The organism is Auritidibacter sp. NML100628 (genome assembly GCF_003185985.1).
In the GTDB taxonomy this organism is placed as follows: Bacteria; Actinomycetota; Actinomycetes; order Actinomycetales; family Micrococcaceae; genus Auritidibacter; species Auritidibacter ignavus.
On record NZ_QHLP01000009.1, the window covers coordinates 51,134 to 66,707 of the forward strand.

Below are 15,574 nucleotides of genomic sequence, written 5' to 3' on the forward strand. Positions count from 1 at the left end.
GACCGAGGTTATGAGCACAGCTGACTCCTCCTCGGACTCACGAGTGTGGCGCTGGCTTGAAGGGTCATCGCCTAAAACCTCCTACTGGCTGATCCTGGGATCCACCTTGGCGCTGTCGGCTCTCGGAGTGTTGATGGTGCTTTCGGCTTCCTCGGTTGAAAACATTGGCACCGTGGGGTCCTACGACTCACTGCTCAGCCACGGGGTTTACGCCCTGGCCGGGGTAATCCTGATGGTGGTGGTCGCCCGACTGAAACCCGAAACCCTGCGACGTTTGGCCTGGGGGATCGTGCTCGCTTCCATCTTGCTGTTGGTCCTGGTGTTCACCCCGCTGGGCCATGAAGTTAACGGGAATCGTAACTGGTTGCGCATTGGCGGGTTCTCTTTCCAGCCGGCTGAAGCAGCCAAGCTGGGTCTGGCGCTCTGGGGTGGCCACGTGCTCGCCCTCAAAGGTCGCTATGCGACCCACCCGTTACACCTGGTGCTTCCGGTGGTGCCGGTTGGCGGGATGATCATCCTCCTGGTGCTGGTGGGACGAGATCTCGGCACCGGGCTGGTTTTGCTACTGGTGCTGGCCGTGCTGTTGTTTATGGCAGGGATTAAGTTCCGTTGGCTCGCGCTGGCCGGAATAATCGGGCTAATCGGGGTTGCGGTGGTCACCATGCAGTCCGATAACCGCATGTTGCGCATCGGCGCCTGGTTCGGTAACTGCGATCATCCCTCGGACCCGTGCTACCAGTCCGACCACGGCTTCTACGCCCTCGCCTCGGGAGGCTGGTGGGGGGTCGGATTGGGCCAATCGCGTCAAAAATGGTCCTATATCCCCGAAGCCGAAAACGACTTTATCTTCACGATCCTCGGTGAAGAACTCGGGCTACTGGGGGCACTGGCTACCCTGGCATTATTTATCGTGCTGGCCATCGGGATGTTTCGGGTCGCTATTCGCACCCAGCACGCTTTCGTGCGCATCACCACCGGTGCCATTATCGCCTGGCTGATCGGCCAAGCCTTCTTGAATATCGCAATGGTGACCGGCCTGCTTCCGGTCATCGGAGTGCCACTACCGTTTATCTCCCGCGGTGGCTCGGCAATGATGATGGCCATGTTGGCGGTCGGGGTAGTGCTGAGCTTCACCAGACAAGAACGCCGGGACCAGCTGGCCGAGCACGAGCCAAGCCACGATACCACCCCGCTGGGGCCACCGCCGGCCGATGCGGAAAGACCCAGCACACAGCACCACGCCAACCACTCTGAAGTCACCGGTACCGAGGACATGTCGATGACGGCCCCGGTGCCTGGCACCACACCGAAGAAACCCTCGCCCCTGCGGCGTCCTGGTAGAAAGCAGGTCAATTCCTGATGAGCCCACGATCCGGCACGACTTCGACCGCCTCAACAGCCACCCCACCCGTGCTCCGGGTGGTCTTGGCTGGCGGTGGCACCGCAGGCCATGTGTCACCGATGATTCAAATCGCCCGGGCCATCCAGCGCGCCCACCCACAGGCTGAGATCACCATGGTCGGTACCCGTGAAGGACTCGAAGCCGACCTGGTGCCTGCAGCTGGCTTCCGGTTAGTAACCATCCCCAAAGTCCCGATGCCACGAACAGTGAATAAGGACCTGTTCTCCATGCCTTTCCGGTTGCGTGCAGCGATCAAAGCCTCCCGTGAGATCCTGCGTGATAGGCGCGCGCAGGTGGTCGTTGGCGTGGGGGGATACGCGGCGACCCCCGTCTACTTGGCAGCACAACGCGAGCGGATCCCGGTGGTGGTCCACGAAGGCAATATTCGCCCCGGACTGGCGAATAAGGTCGGTGCCCGTCGGGCCGCCGCGGTCGCCACCGCCTTTGAAGGTACTCCGCTACCTGGTGCCCGTCATGTGGGCATGCCCCTGCGACGTGAAATCACCACCCTGGACACCTCCGTCGCAGCCCAACGCCGGGCACGTCAGAGTCTTGGATTAGACCCCGACCGCACCACCGTGGTGGTCACCGGTGGGTCCTCCGGGGCCCAGCACCTCAATGAGACCATTGCTGCCAGCCGTGAGGCGATGACTGCCACGGGTGCCCAAATCCTGCACCTGACCGGAAAAGGCAAGACCATATTGGACGAGAACGGCGCACCGATCCGCCAGGACGGGTACCGGCAAGTCGAATATATCGACGGGCTCGAAACCGTTTTTCAAGCCGCCGATCTGGTGGTAGCCCGCTCCGGAGCAGGCACCGTATGCGAGTTGGCAGCCGTGGGCAAACCCGCTGTCCTCGTGCCGCTACCGATCGGCAACGGCGAGCAACGCCTCAACGGCGCCGGGCTCGTCGATGCTGGGGCCGCAGTGATGGTAGACGACCAGGACTTCACCGACGAGTGGGTCCGGACCCACTTACCGGCGTTGCTCACCGATCCGCAACGGCTGGCCACCATGGCGGAGGCCGCCGCCGCGCAAGGGGTGACCGATGCCGATGAGGTGATGGCCCAGATCGTCACCGAGGTGGTCACCCAGCACGCCGGCGACTAACGTCTCGCTCCAGCTCGTAGCCAACCAGCTCGCACCCAACCAGCACCGACCAACACCTCCCGTACACCGACCACAACCGATGTGCCAACCCCAGGAGCCCCGTGATGACCGACCACCGTTTCGACACCGTGACACACGTGCACTTCCTCGGACTGGGTGGAGTGGGCGTCTCCGGCATTGCCCGGATCATGCTCTCCCAGGGTTATAAAGTCTCCGGTAGCGATGCCAAACACCTGCCCGTGATTGACGAATTGGCGGAGCAGGGTGCCCGAGTCTTCATGGGCTACCGGGCCGAGAACTTCGCCGCTGCTCACCATGACTCTGAACTGGGACCCATCGAGCTAGTTATTGCCTCCTCGGTAGCCACCGCCGAAAACCCCGAACGCCACGCCGCTGAGGCAGCCGGGATTCCGGTGCTACACCGCTCGGAAGGTTTAGCCATGGCCATGCAGGGCCACAAGGTCCTGACCGTGGCCGGAACCCACGGTAAAACCACCACGTCGTCAATGGCTGCCACCGTGTTGACCGAAGCCGGACTGGACCCCACCTACGCGGTGGGAGCAGCGGTGGCTGGGCTGGGCCCGAATGCCCATTCTGGAACCGGCGAGTGGTTCGTAGCCGAAGCCGATGAATCCGATGGAACCCTACTCAATTACCGTCCCGATATGGCTATCATCACCAACATCGAGGCCGATCACCTCGACTTCTACGGCACCGAAGAAGCCGTCCACCAGGTCTTTGAAGACTTCTCTCACCTGGTCAGCTCTGACGGGGCGCTCATCCTGTGTGCAGATGACCCCGGCTGCCGACACCTGGCAGACCAGCTGAGGGCTACTCGCGCTGACAACCCGTCGGTGCCCGAGGTGTATTTCTATGGACATGGTCGTGGCGACCACCCGGTGGATCTCGAGATGTGCGACTCTGAACCAGCAGGTAGCGGACAACGGGTGAGCTACCGTTTCGCCGGTCGACTGGCCGATGCCGGGGAACTCAGTGTCGCATTGGCCCAGCCGGGCACCCACAATGCACTCAACGCCGCGGCGGTGGTCTTAGCCGGACACCTGATCGGCATCTCACCCGATGAGAGTACTCGCGGTCTTCGTCGCTTCCACGGCTCGGCTCGTCGTTTTGAGTTCCACGGCGAAGTCGCCGGGGTGAAGGTCTACGATGACTACGCGCATCACCCCACTGAGGTCCGGGCAGCAATCCATGCCGCCCAGACCTTGAGCGGTTGCGGAAAGGTTCATGCCATTTTCCAACCGCACCTGTTTTCTCGTACCCGGGATTTTGCCGCCGAGTTTGCCAATGCACTGTCTACAGCTGATAGCGTGCGGGTTTTGGAAATCTATCCCGCCCGAGAAGAACCGATCCCCGGAGTGGACGCCTCGCTGATCACCAAGGAGCTGTCCGAGACGCTACGGTCCGGTTTTCCCGCCGCTGGCCAGGTTGCCATCACACCTGCCGAGGCCATCGAGACCATCGTGGACCGCGCTCAGCCCGGGGATCTGGTCCTGACGCTTGGAGCCGGAGATATTAACGCCTCCACCCAGACGATCCTCGACCAGCTGGCCGCCAGGGCACAGTCACCACAACAGTGAGCACGGACAGTCCGGTATGAACAACAAGACTCACGACACCAACGCACGCACCGCCACCAGCACTGACGCGGACGTAGTACAGAAATACCCGGGGCTGGCTCAGCGCTCGGAAGACGACTCGCTGAGCGCCTCGAAGCCCCTGCCTGAGCATCTGCGGGATACCGAACAGACCGAAGAGTCTGAGTCCACGACACCGTCGCGGAGTTTCAGTGCTGAACGCGACCCGACCCAGCAGAAGCTAACACCGACGGCAAAACCGGCAGGAGGGCCGGTTGCGCAACGGGATGAACAACGGGATAAACCAGCGAAAAAACCTCGGCTCAGATTCTCCCGTCCTACCAAAGACAAGACCGAGAAAACTGACCGCACCTTGGCTGATCAGACCGTGGTGGAACTTCCCCCCACTGCCACACAGCTGACGAAAAAACGACTGAAACTCATGGGGATCTCTTTGGCCGGGGTCCTCGTACTCGCTCTGGTTGCCATTGCCGTGCTGTTCTATTCGCCCATTTTGGCGATCAAGAATATTGAGATCTCCGGAACCTCGATACTCAGCGAACAGCGCGCTACCGAACTATTAGGACCGCTCAAAGAGCGCCCCTTGCCGCAAGTTGGCGACGACGAAGTGATGGAGCTACTCTCCTTTTCACCAGCGGTGGCCTCGGTCAGCACTCGCGCAGAACCACCAGACACCCTGTTCGTCGAAGTGCACGAATTCACCCCGGTAGCCATGGCCCCCAAGGGCGATGGATACGCCGTGTTCAACGACGCAGCCGAAGAGATCGCAACGATCACCGCAGCCCAAGCACAGGACCAGACCTTACCGGTCGTGTCCTCAGCCGAAGACGTCGAAGATCCGGTGCTGTTCAATACCATCACCGAAGTCTTGGGTTCCTTGCCCGACGATCTGCGACAGGAGGTCACTCAGGCCTCCGGAGAGTCCATCGATTCGATTGAGCTCACCCTGGCCAATGACAAAACCGTGGTGTGGGGTAATGCCCAAGACGCCGAAAAGAAAGGACGTGTGGTACAAGCGTTGTTGGCGTTACCTGACGAGGAATCTGCCCAGATCTCCGAATACGACGTCTCTGCACCTGACCACCCGGTGACGCGATAATTCGCTGAAAATATCGACACGACACGCGACGGCGGTCATTGCCGTGACTGCCGTGGCACTCTAACGTCATGGGTAGAACTTTTAGGCTTAATGGACTCGGGATGATCCCGAGCCGTGGCCGGCCTGACATACCCGACATCAGATAAGGGAATCACATCGTGGCATCACCTCAGAATTATCTAGCCGTCATTAAGGTCGTCGGCGTCGGCGGAGGCGGCGTGAACGCCGTCAACCGCATGATCGAAGTTGGACTGCGCGGCGTTGAATTCATTGCGGTCAACACCGATGCACAGGCTCTGTTGATGTCTTCGGCTGATGTGAAGCTCGACGTGGGTCGGGAACTGACCCGTGGACTGGGAGCCGGTGCCAACCCTGAGGTCGGAGCACAGGCTGCTGAGGATCACGTCCAAGAGATCGAAGAAGCCCTCCAAGGTGCTGACATGGTGTTTGTGACCGCCGGTGAAGGTGGCGGAACCGGTACCGGCGCTGCTCCGGTGGTGGCCCGCGTGGCCCGGTCGCTGGGAGCACTCACCATCGGTGTTGTCACCCGCCCGTTTACTTTCGAAGGTCGCCGTCGCGCGACCAGCGCAGAGAACGGCATTGAGGCACTACGCGATGAAGTCGACACGCTGATCGTGATCCCCAACGACCGGTTACTGACCGTATCTGACCCCTCCATCTCGGTCATGGAAGCTTTTGAACTGGCCGACCAGGTGCTACTCTCCGGTGTCCAGGGCATCACCGATCTGATCACCACCGCCGGTTTGATCAACCTCGACTTCGCCGACGTGAAATCGGTGATGCAAGGCGCCGGCTCGGCGCTGATGGGTATTGGTGCCGCCCAAGGCGAAGAACGCGCTGTGAAAGCCACCGAAGCCGCCATCGCCTCTCCTTTGCTGGAAGCCTCGATCGACGGCGCCCACGGCGTGTTGCTCTCAGTCCAGGGCGGTTCCGACCTTGGATTGTTCGAAATCAACGAAGCAGCACGCATGGTGCAAGAAGTGGCTCACCCCGAAGCCAACATCATCTTCGGTGCGGTCATCTCCGATAATCTTGGCGATGAAGTGCGGGTCACCGTTATTGCTGCCGGGTTCGATGATAACGACGATGACCAGCAGCAGAGCGCTACCCAGTCACCGAGCCTGCCCAGCAACTCCGCTGGTCATACCCGGAGCGAGTCGGTTCCTGGCCAGCAACAGACCGGTTCCGTGCCGACGGCGACTCCGTTGGCTCCGGTCGCCGATGACGCAGATCCGGCTGTCCCAGAATCCCTGGACGAAGACGGCAATGCCACAAACGAGGAATCAGAAGATGTCCCCACTGTGGTGGAGAACCAAGAAGATCGCCGCGACGACCTCGATGTTCCGGACTTCCTGAAATAAACTCTGCCATACACCCAGCGCCTCATACAGGCTCTGGTATTGCCTTAAGCTGTAGCGGACGGAACTATTCGTGACTGAGTCTGCCTTTGTAGAAACCTACCGTAGCCCCAGTGGACACACGGTAGGTTTCTCTCATGCCAACATGGGAAACCTCGGGTTGCTGGCCCGCGAACCAGGGGAGAGCATCGACGAGATTTATGCTCGCCGGCGAGCTGTTGAAAAGCAAGCCGGGATTGCTGAAGGAACCACCGTGTTCCTGCACCAGGTGCACTCGGCCACCGTGGTTGAGGCCGATGAACTCCCGGGCTGGTCTCAGACCACCGATTCCGTGGTCGCCGATGCAAGTATCTCGGCTACCGGTGCCACACCGTTGGCCATTCTGGTCGCAGACTGCATGCCTGTGGTATTCACGACCTCCGGGAAAGCCACCGCGGTAGCCCACGCCGGGCGCGTCGGTTTGCTCAGCGGAGTTTTGCAAAACACTATCGCCACCTTGCGCGAACACGAGCCAGAGACCGAGATCACCGCGTGGATCGGGCCATCCATCTGTGGGAGATGTTATGAAGTGCCAGAACAGATGCGCTCGGAAGTCTCTGCGGTGATGCCGGTAATGTATTCCACCACCAGCTGGCAGACCCCAGCGCTGGACCTGCCTGCCGCCGGCCAGCAGCTCATGGAAGACCTGGGGGTGACCGTTCACCGCTCCCAGATTTGCACATTGGAAGACTCGCGCGTTTTTTCACACCGGGGAGGCCACCCCGTGGGGCGGTGCGCAGGCATGGTCTTTGCCGACTAACCTGTCAACGACAACCAGAATTAGTCAGTGACACGCGGCAAAACACCGCCGTTGGTCCCGAGATTTTTGGCCCCCGTGAATTAATGTGAGCTATAGAGTCCACGCTAGCTGAAAGATTGAGGAACTTATGGTTGGTGGAATGAAGAAGGCAATGATCTATTTGGGTCTTGCCGACGGTGACGAACACTACGAGCAAGAGCAACAACAAAAGGCTGAGGCCACGGCATCGCGCTCTGAGTCACGTTCCCAGGACCGTGGCACGTCGCGGTCGAAGAATCAGGCCGAGGCAGACGAACAGCAGGCAAAGGTCGCTGAGCCGGTCAACCAGATGCCGACTCTTCGGCGGGAGTTCAGCCCGGTACGCGCCGTGCCTTCCCCAGACAATAGCTCCGAGGACGGAGACGACAACGGGTACCGTGCACCGGTGACCCCGATCAAGCGTGCCACTCAGACCAGAGAGGAAGCCTCGGAAGTGCACCAGCTTAACACCATTCACCCACGTTCCTATAACGACGCCAAACTGATCGGTGAATCGTTCCGGTCCGGCGTTCCTGTCATCATGAACGTCACCGACATGTCCGAGGCTGAAGCCAAGCGCTTGGTCGACTTCTCGGCGGGGCTGGTGTTCGGTCTTTACGGCTCCATCGAGCGAGTGACCAATAAGGTCTTCCTGCTGACCCCCAACACCGTGGAAGTCATCACCGAAGGCTCACAGACCAACGAAGAAGAAGTCTCCTTCTTCAACCAGGCTTAAGATCGGGCCACTACAGCTTGCGTTTTGGCCGGACTCGGGTGAGCTTTCCACCAGGTTCAGCCGAGTCCGGTAGAATTAAAGTCTCCCGTACAACGTTGCAGAAGGAACTCTGAGAGTGAATATCGTCTTCGCGCTCTTGCACCTCGTGTTGACGCTGTACTGGTACAGCCTGCTCGTTCGAGTCGTTTATGACGTGGTGCAGTCCTTTGCCAGACAGTGGCGACCTCGGGGGATTTCACTCATCTTGGCTAGCGCGGTCTATACCGTTACTGACCCACCGATTCGTTGGTTACGTTCCAAGATCCCACCGCTGAATCTGGGCGGAATCGGCCTTGACGTGGCCTTCCTCGTGGTATTCATTGTGGTTATTCTTCTGCGGGCTCTTGTTCCTTTGCAGTAAAGTTTTTGAGACTTCGTGCCACAAAGTTCCTCAACTGTAACCAGCTTCTCGTGCAGATAAATCCCAGTGGTCGATTGTTTCCCACAGCACTAAAAGGTTGAGATGTCCGCGCAATATCTGGTAAAAAATCAATATCATCATTCGAAGCAATGTCAGCTTGATCTCTGATACGGTGTTGCTGGTGGTAATCTAGTTACCAGGGATGACATTGTGACCAATAGTGGTCTGTGAAGATCACCGATAGCACCTAACCCTAGGTTTTACCCAGCTGGGTAGGACACGACACGTATTGAGGAGACCACATGGCTCTCACGCCGGAAGATGTAGTCAACAAACGGTTCCAGACCACAAAGTTCCGTGAAGGCTATGACCAGGACGAGGTAGATGATTTCCTCGACGAGATCGTCGTCGAGTTACGTCGGCTGAACCAAGAGAACGACGAACTACGTCGTCAGGTCTCCGAGCTCCAGGGTGGAGCCGGCTCCGAGAGTTCCCAGGCTGCCGTACCTGCCCCCGTTTCTGCTGATGGTCAGTCCGCTGAGACCCCGGCTGAAGAGCCCGCCACCCAGCCCGAGGCACCTGAAGACCACCAGCCCCAGGCTGAGGCTTCAGGACAAAGCGAAGCACCCGCGACCGAGCAGGCCGCACCCGTTGCCGGCCCGCAGAGTGCCGCTGGTTTCGCCAACAATGACCAGTACGGTAACGGCGCTGTCCCGCAACAAGCCAACGTCCAGACCAACGCCGATGCGAACTCCGCCGCCGGCGTCCTGGCGATGGCCCAGCGTCTGCACGATGAATACGTTGCCGAAGGTCAGCAGACCCGCGACCGCATCATCTCCGACGCGCAGGCAGAAGCTGACAAGCTGGTCAGCGACGCACAGGAACAGTCGCGCAAGACCCTCAACGAGTTCGAACAGAAGAAGTCGGTTCTGGAACGCGAAGTAGAAGAACTACGTGGCTTCGAGCGCGACTACCGCTCCCGGCTTCGTGCCTTCATCGAAGGTCAGTTGCAGGACCTGGACTCCCAGTCTCGTATTGCTGAGTAATCAGCGCGGGTGACCGTCTCGATACCACTATCGACTCAGCCGACCACGTTCTTTTCAGCGTGGTCGGCTGAATTGTGTCAAGGACTGCGACCAGCCGGTACGAAGCCTGGAGATGAAACCCGCCCGACCTTGGAGCACCACCGTGAGCGATGCCCAATCACGCCGCCGCACTTTTCCCTGGTGGATGGCCATGATCCCTCTCGTCATCGGCTATCTGATCGATCAAATCACCAAGTACGTCGTGGTGGAAAATATGTCCGAAGGACAATCCATCCCGGTCATTCCGCCCTTATTGCACTGGTACTTTATCCGCAACCCCGGGGCAGCTTTTTCCATCGGTACTGACTACACCTGGATCTTCACGATCATTCAAACCCTTGCTCTGGGGGTCGTTATGTATCTGATCATCAGCCGGGCCCGAACCCTTCCGTGGTTGATCACGCTGGGGTGTCTGGCCGCCGGCATTGCGGGCAACCTCACCGACCGGCTCTTTCGTGAACCGGGCTTCGGCGTCGGGCACGTCGTGGACTTCATCTCGTTGCCCAATTTTGCGATCTTCAACATTGCCGACTCACTGATTGTGTGTTCGATGATCGCGGTCGTAATCCTGATCTTTACGGGGCTACCTATGAACGATCATGCCGCCGAGGACGAAGCTCCCGTCGAGCCTGCCCGGACGGAAAGTCCAGAAAATGTCTCAGACTAATCCCGAGCGCCCCGCAGAGCAGCAGATTGAGCTGACCGAATCCGGACGCGCCGATGCGGTGCTCTCGCGAGCGTTAGGGGTCTCGCGCTCTCAAGCAGCCGATTGGATCTCTCGTGGCCTGGTGACCGAGGCTGACAGCGGAGATCAGGTACTGAAATCCACCAAGGTTACACCGGGTACCAGGGTGGTGGTCACCGACGCGCAAGACCCCGACCCGCTAGAGGTTAAAGTGGAGGTTGTGCAAGACCTGACGATTATCGCCGAAGATCCCGATTACCTGGTCGTCGACAAACCCGTCGGCGTGGCTGCACACCCCTCTCCGGGATGGGTCGGCCCCACCGTGGTCGGCGGCCTCGCCGGACTCGGATACCGGATCTCTACCTCGGGGGCTGCTGAACGACAAGGCATCGTGCACCGCCTGGACGTGGGAACCAGTGGACTGATGGTGGTGGCCACCAGTGAAACCGCCTATACCCACCTGAAAGACCAGTTCCGTGACCGGGTGCCGGCCAAAACGTATCACGCTCTGGTCCAGGGGCTACCGGATCCCGTCGACGGCACTATCGACGCCCCGATCGGTCGCGACCCAGGGCACGACTGGAAGTTTGCTGTCCTGGACGGTGGTCGACATGCAGTCACGCACTACGAGACCTTGGAATCCTTCGGTACTGCCACGCTGATGCGTGTGGGGTTGGAGACCGGTCGCACCCACCAAATCCGTGTCCATTTCTCCGCGATGCGTCATCCGCTGGCCGGAGACCTCACCTACGGTGCTGATCCAAAGCTGGCCGCGAACCTGGGGCTGACCCGACAGTGGTTGCATGCCCACCAACTGGGTTTTCAACACCCCACCACCGGCGAATGGGTCACCTACACCAGCCCGTACCCTAAAGATTTGCAGTATGCTCTCTCGGTGCTCCGCAACCGGTAGTCGCCCCGTACAGAAGCGGGTGAGGAGCTGCCACACAGCAGGTGTGAAAGGACTAGACTGGGGTCTGGTGACCCTGGCCGTCGTCGAGGAGATGATCAATTCCTATGACCTCAACTGCCTCTGAGGATCGAGGTTTCGTTCACCTGCACACCCATACCGAGTACTCGATGTTGGATGGAGCGGCGAAACTGGACGAGTTATTCGCCGAGGCCAACAGGTTGGGTATGGAATCCATGGCCATTACTGACCACGGGTATCTCTTCGGCGCCTTCGACTTCTGGTCCAAAGCCAAAAACGCCGGTATCAAACCCATTATCGGGTTAGAAGCGTATTTGGCCCCCGGCCAGCAGTCCCGCCACGACAAAACGAGGGTGCGGTGGGGCGAACAGGGCCAGCGTGGTGACGATGTTTCGGGCGGTGGCGCCTATACGCACATGACCATGTTGTCGAAGAACAACACCGGCATGCACAACTTATTCAAAGCTGCCTCGATCGCATCACTGGATTCGGTCTACTCTAAATGGCCGCGCATCGACCGAGATCTGCTTAGCCAATACTCGGAGGGCATTATTGCCACCACCGGGTGCCCGTCCGGGGAAGTGCAGACTCGATTGCGACTGGGCCAGAAACAAGAGGCGCTGGAGGCCGCTGCGGAATTCCGCGATATCTTCGGTAAGGAGAATTTCTACCTGGAAATCATGCAACACGGCCTCGATATTGAGCGCCGGGTGTTTACCGATCTGCTTGAGATCGGCAAAAAACTCAATCTACCCATGGTCGCTACGAACGACCTGCATTACACCCACGAACACGACGCCGGTCACCATGAAGCCCTCTTAGCCTTGCAATCGGGGTCCCGACTGGATGAGCCCACCTACGATCAGGGCGGTTCCCGTTTCGCCTTTTCAGGCAACGAGTATTATTTGAAGTCATCGCGTGAAATGCGCACTCTGTTCAAAGAGTTCCCCGAAGCCTGCGATAACACCTTGCTCATTGCCGAACAGTGCGATGTCAGCTTCAACACCGATGCCAACTACATGCCGGCCTTCCCCACGCCCGAGGGGGAAGACGAGACCAGCTGGTTGATCAAAGAGGTCAATAAAGGCCTGCGCAATCGTTATCCCAATGGAGTCCCCGACTACGCCCAGAAACAAGCCGACTATGAGCTTGACGTGATCATCTCCATGGGTTTCCCCGGTTACTTCCTGGTCGTGGCAGACTTCATCAACTGGGCCAAGAATAACGGCATCCGCGTCGGCCCAGGCCGTGGGTCTGGTGCAGGCTCGATGGTCGCTTACGCGATGCGGATTACCGAGCTGGATCCCATCAAGCACGGGCTGATCTTCGAGCGGTTCTTGAACCCGGACCGTGTCTCGATGCCTGACTTCGACGTCGACTTCGACGATCGCCGTCGTCCTGAGGTTATTGACTATGTAACCGAAAAATACGGGGATGAGCGGGTGGCAATGATTGTCACCTACGGCACCATCAAGACCAAGATGGCGTTGAAAGACTCTGCCCGTGTGAAGGGCAAACCGTTCTCGATGGGGGAGCAGCTCACCAAAGCACTCCCACCGGCAGTGATGGCTAAGGACATTCCGCTCAAAGACATTGAGAACCCCGAGGCGCCTCGGTACAACGAGGCTGCAGAGTTCCGCGAATTGCTCCAGACCGACCCGGAGATGGTAGATGTCTTCGAAACGGCGAAGGGCCTAGAAGGTTTGAAGCGGCAGTGGGGTGTGCACGCCGCCGGGGTGATCATGTCCTCGGCGCCGGTGATTGATGTAGTCCCCATTATGCGCCGACTCCAAGACGGCCAGGTCATCACCCAGTTTGATTACCCCACCTGTGAAGGCCTGGGGCTGATCAAAATGGACTTCTTGGGTTTGCGCAACCTGACCATCATCTCGGATGCCCTGGACAACATTGAGGCCAACCAGGGAACCCCACTGGATCTGGAAGCTCTCACCTTAGACGACACCGAATCCTATGAGTTGCTGGCGCGTGGAGAAACCCTCGGAGTCTTCCAGCTCGACGGTGGCCCTATGCGCCAGCTACTAAAGATGATGCGCCCGGATAACTTCGAAGATATTTCCGCGACCATCGCGCTATATCGCCCGGGCCCGATGGGTGCCAACTCGCACATCAACTACGCGTTGCGCAAGAACCACCAACAAGAGATTACCGCGATCCACCCGGAGCTAGCAGAACCACTGGCAGACATTTTGGACACCACCTACGGTCTGATTGTTTACCAGGAGCAGGTGATGGCCATCGCCCAGAAGGTCGCCGGCTACTCGCTGGGTCAAGCGGATATTCTCCGTCGCGCAATGGGGAAGAAAAAGAAAGCCGAGCTGGACCGACAGTACGTGGACTTCCATCAAGGCATGCTGGACCGTGGCTATTCGGAAGAGGCGGTGACTGCGCTCTGGGACATTCTGCTTCCATTCTCTGACTACGCGTTCAATAAGGCCCACTCGGCTGCCTACGGACTCGTCTCGTATTGGACCGCGTACCTGAAGGCTCACTATCCGGCTGAATACATGGCAGCCCTGTTGACCTCGGTGGGCTCGGATAAAGACAAGATGGCAATGTATCTCAACGAGTGCCGTCGCATGGGTATCACAGTGCTTCCGCCCGACGTCAATGAATCAGCTTTGCAGTTCACCCCGGTTGGTAACGATATTCGTTTCGGCCTGGGGGCGGTGCGCAACGTGGGCGACAATGTCGTGCACGGGATCGTGAACGCCCGTGAAGAGCAAGGTCAGTTCACCAGCTTCCAGGACTTCTTTAAAAAGGTCCCGCAGGTGGTGTGCAATAAGCGCACCATCGAATCCTTGATTAAAGCCGGGGGCTTCGATTCGATGCGTCACCCCCGGCGCGCGTTGTTGGCGGTGCATGAAGAAGCCGTAGACGCCTCGGTGGTGCAGAAACGGCAAGAGGCCAATAACCAATTCGACTTCTTCTCCTTGCTCGACGACAGCGACACCTCAGCCGCTGACGTGGGCCTGGGTATCTCTGTGCCGGACGTGCCGGAATGGGATCGTAAGACCAAGCTCAGCTTTGAACGTGGCATGCTGGGACTCTACGTCTCGGATCACCCGTTGCAAGGCCTAGAATCGGTGCTGTCGCAATACGCTGACCACACCATCACCCAGATCCTGGATGAAGATGGCCCTGCTGACGGCGCCCAAGTCACCATTGCTGGCCTGATCAACACCCTGGAGCGCAGGATCGCGAAGAACTCGGGTAATGCCTATGCCCGTACCGAAGTCGAAGATCTCAACGGGTCGATGGATGTGATGTTTTTCGGACAGGTCTATGCACCGATTGCCACCGTATTGGCCGAAGATCTCATCGTCTCGGTCAAAGGCAGAGTCCAACGACGTGACGACGGGTCGGTCTCGCTCTCGGCCCAAGAGATGACGCTGATCGACGCACAGGAAGCCAGTGTAGGCCATGGGGGACCGGTGAACCTCAGCATCCCGCATTTCAAGGCCACCGAAAGTCTGATGCGGCAGCTTGGCGAAACCCTGAAGAACCATTCCGGGTCGACCGACGTGCGGGTGAAACTGATGGGCAATCTCGGCATTGACGTGATGCAACTTGGCCCAGATTTCCGCGTGTCACCTAATCCAGCCCTATTTGGTGACCTCAAGGTGCTGCTGGGAGCCTCCTGTCTGGACTAAGCGCCACAAACCCTTCGGTTACTACATGTAGTAGCTGTGTATTTGAAACACGCCTATATGTGGGAGTATTGTGGGGGATGTCTAACGTCGATACCGTGACACGGTGAGAAAATCGGAGCGAAGATGCACTGTCCTTTCTGTCGACACGAGGAGTCCCGGGTGGTCGATTCTCGTTCCCTCGACGACGGCTCTGCAATTCGTCGCCGTCGGCAGTGCCAAGCGTGTGGTAAACGTTTCACCACGTTAGAAACCACGTCATTGATGGTGGTGAAACGTTCCGGAGTCGCTGAGCCCTTTGACCGCAATAAGGTCATCAACGGTGTCTCGAAAGCTTGCCAGGGTCGCCCGGTATCAAAAGACGACTTGGCTGTCTTGGCGCAAGAGGTTGAAGAGGCCATTCGATCGACCGGTAATTCGGAGGTCGATGCCCACGAAGTCGGGTTGGCCATTCTGGGACCATTGCGCCGATTGGATCAGGTGGCGTATCTGCGATTTGCCTCGGTCTACCAGGACTTTGATTCTTTGGACGATTTCGAGAAAGCCATTAGCGAGCTGAGAGAGCATCCTTTCGCGGTAGAACCCCTACAAGCGAAGCTCTTTACTCGATAAAATAGTTTTCCGGTGGGATTGCGGAGGGGAAG

At 58.8% G+C, this 15,574-nt stretch carries 13 protein-coding genes; all 13 read left to right on the forward strand.

Annotated elements, in window-relative coordinates:
- Window positions 1-10 precede the first annotated feature (10 nt).
- A complete protein-coding gene (gene ftsW, locus DCC24_RS07620; protein ID WP_208392065.1) occupies window positions 11-1,360 on the forward strand; it encodes a putative lipid II flippase FtsW in 1,350 nt (449 codons plus the stop codon).
- The gene (murG, locus tag DCC24_RS07625; protein WP_110099324.1) at window positions 1,360-2,514 is read left to right on the forward strand and encodes an undecaprenyldiphospho-muramoylpentapeptide beta-N-acetylglucosaminyltransferase; all 1,155 of its coding nucleotides are present in this window, start codon (window positions 1,360-1,362) and stop codon (window positions 2,512-2,514) included. The genes ftsW and murG overlap by 1 nt, the downstream gene beginning before the upstream one ends.
- Before the next feature lie 104 nt (window positions 2,515-2,618).
- Window positions 2,619-4,112, forward strand: a complete 1,494-nt coding sequence (gene murC, locus DCC24_RS07630; RefSeq protein ID WP_110099325.1) for a UDP-N-acetylmuramate--L-alanine ligase — start codon at window positions 2,619-2,621, stop codon at window positions 4,110-4,112.
- Window positions 4,113-4,128: 16 nt separating this feature from the next.
- On the forward strand, window positions 4,129-5,229 hold the full coding sequence (locus DCC24_RS07635) for a cell division protein FtsQ/DivIB (RefSeq protein WP_110099326.1): 1,101 nt from the start codon (window positions 4,129-4,131) through the stop codon (window positions 5,227-5,229).
- 158 nt (window positions 5,230-5,387) lie between these two features.
- Complete coding sequence (gene ftsZ / locus DCC24_RS07640) at window positions 5,388-6,611, forward strand: cell division protein FtsZ (RefSeq protein ID WP_110099327.1); 1,224 nt, start codon at window positions 5,388-5,390, stop codon at window positions 6,609-6,611.
- A 70-nt stretch (window positions 6,612-6,681) separates the two neighbouring features.
- The gene (locus tag DCC24_RS07645; RefSeq protein ID WP_110099328.1) at window positions 6,682-7,407 is read left to right on the forward strand and encodes a polyphenol oxidase family protein; all 726 of its coding nucleotides are present in this window, start codon (window positions 6,682-6,684) and stop codon (window positions 7,405-7,407) included.
- 127 nt (window positions 7,408-7,534) lie between these two features.
- Entirely contained in the window at window positions 7,535-8,161 is a 627-nt protein-coding gene (locus tag DCC24_RS07650; protein ID WP_110099329.1) for a cell division protein SepF, read from the forward strand.
- Between the two features lie 115 nt (window positions 8,162-8,276).
- Window positions 8,277-8,561 (forward strand): YggT family protein, encoded by a 285-nt coding sequence (locus DCC24_RS07655; RefSeq protein ID WP_110099330.1) that lies wholly within the window; start codon window positions 8,277-8,279, stop codon window positions 8,559-8,561.
- Between the two features lie 302 nt (window positions 8,562-8,863).
- The gene (locus DCC24_RS07660) at window positions 8,864-9,607 is read left to right on the forward strand and encodes a DivIVA domain-containing protein (protein WP_110099331.1); all 744 of its coding nucleotides are present in this window, start codon (window positions 8,864-8,866) and stop codon (window positions 9,605-9,607) included.
- A 142-nt stretch (window positions 9,608-9,749) separates the two neighbouring features.
- Entirely contained in the window at window positions 9,750-10,313 is a 564-nt protein-coding gene (gene lspA / locus DCC24_RS07665) for a signal peptidase II (protein WP_233492026.1), read from the forward strand.
- A complete protein-coding gene (locus tag DCC24_RS07670) occupies window positions 10,300-11,244 on the forward strand; it encodes an RluA family pseudouridine synthase (RefSeq protein ID WP_110099332.1) in 945 nt (314 codons plus the stop codon). Before lspA ends, DCC24_RS07670 begins: the two co-directional genes overlap by 14 nt.
- 104 nt (window positions 11,245-11,348) lie before the next feature.
- Window positions 11,349-14,933 carry a DNA polymerase III subunit alpha gene (dnaE, locus tag DCC24_RS07675; RefSeq protein WP_110099333.1) on the forward strand — a complete coding sequence of 1,195 codons (3,585 nt, stop codon included), beginning with the start codon at window positions 11,349-11,351 and terminating at the stop codon, window positions 14,931-14,933.
- A 123-nt stretch (window positions 14,934-15,056) separates the two neighbouring features.
- Complete coding sequence (gene nrdR / locus DCC24_RS07680; protein WP_110099334.1) at window positions 15,057-15,542, forward strand: transcriptional regulator NrdR; 486 nt, start codon at window positions 15,057-15,059, stop codon at window positions 15,540-15,542.
- Window positions 15,543-15,574: the final 32 nt, after the last annotated feature.

Coding starts and splice junctions, on each gene's coding strand:
- ftsW (WP_208392065.1), top strand. CDS start 11: ATGAGCACAGCTGACTCCTCCTCGGACTCACGAGTGTGGCGCTGGCTT.
- murG (WP_110099324.1), top strand. CDS start 1,360: ATGAGCCCACGATCCGGCACGACTTCGACCGCCTCAACAGCCACCCCA.
- murC (WP_110099325.1), top strand. CDS start 2,619: ATGACCGACCACCGTTTCGACACCGTGACACACGTGCACTTCCTCGGA.
- DCC24_RS07635 (WP_110099326.1), top strand. CDS start 4,129: ATGAACAACAAGACTCACGACACCAACGCACGCACCGCCACCAGCACT.
- DCC24_RS07650 (WP_110099329.1), top strand. CDS start 7,535: ATGGTTGGTGGAATGAAGAAGGCAATGATCTATTTGGGTCTTGCCGAC.
- DCC24_RS07660 (WP_110099331.1), top strand. CDS start 8,864: ATGGCTCTCACGCCGGAAGATGTAGTCAACAAACGGTTCCAGACCACA.
- DCC24_RS07670 (WP_110099332.1), top strand. CDS start 10,300: ATGTCTCAGACTAATCCCGAGCGCCCCGCAGAGCAGCAGATTGAGCTG.
- dnaE (WP_110099333.1), top strand. CDS start 11,349: ATGACCTCAACTGCCTCTGAGGATCGAGGTTTCGTTCACCTGCACACC.
- nrdR (WP_110099334.1), top strand. CDS start 15,057: ATGCACTGTCCTTTCTGTCGACACGAGGAGTCCCGGGTGGTCGATTCT.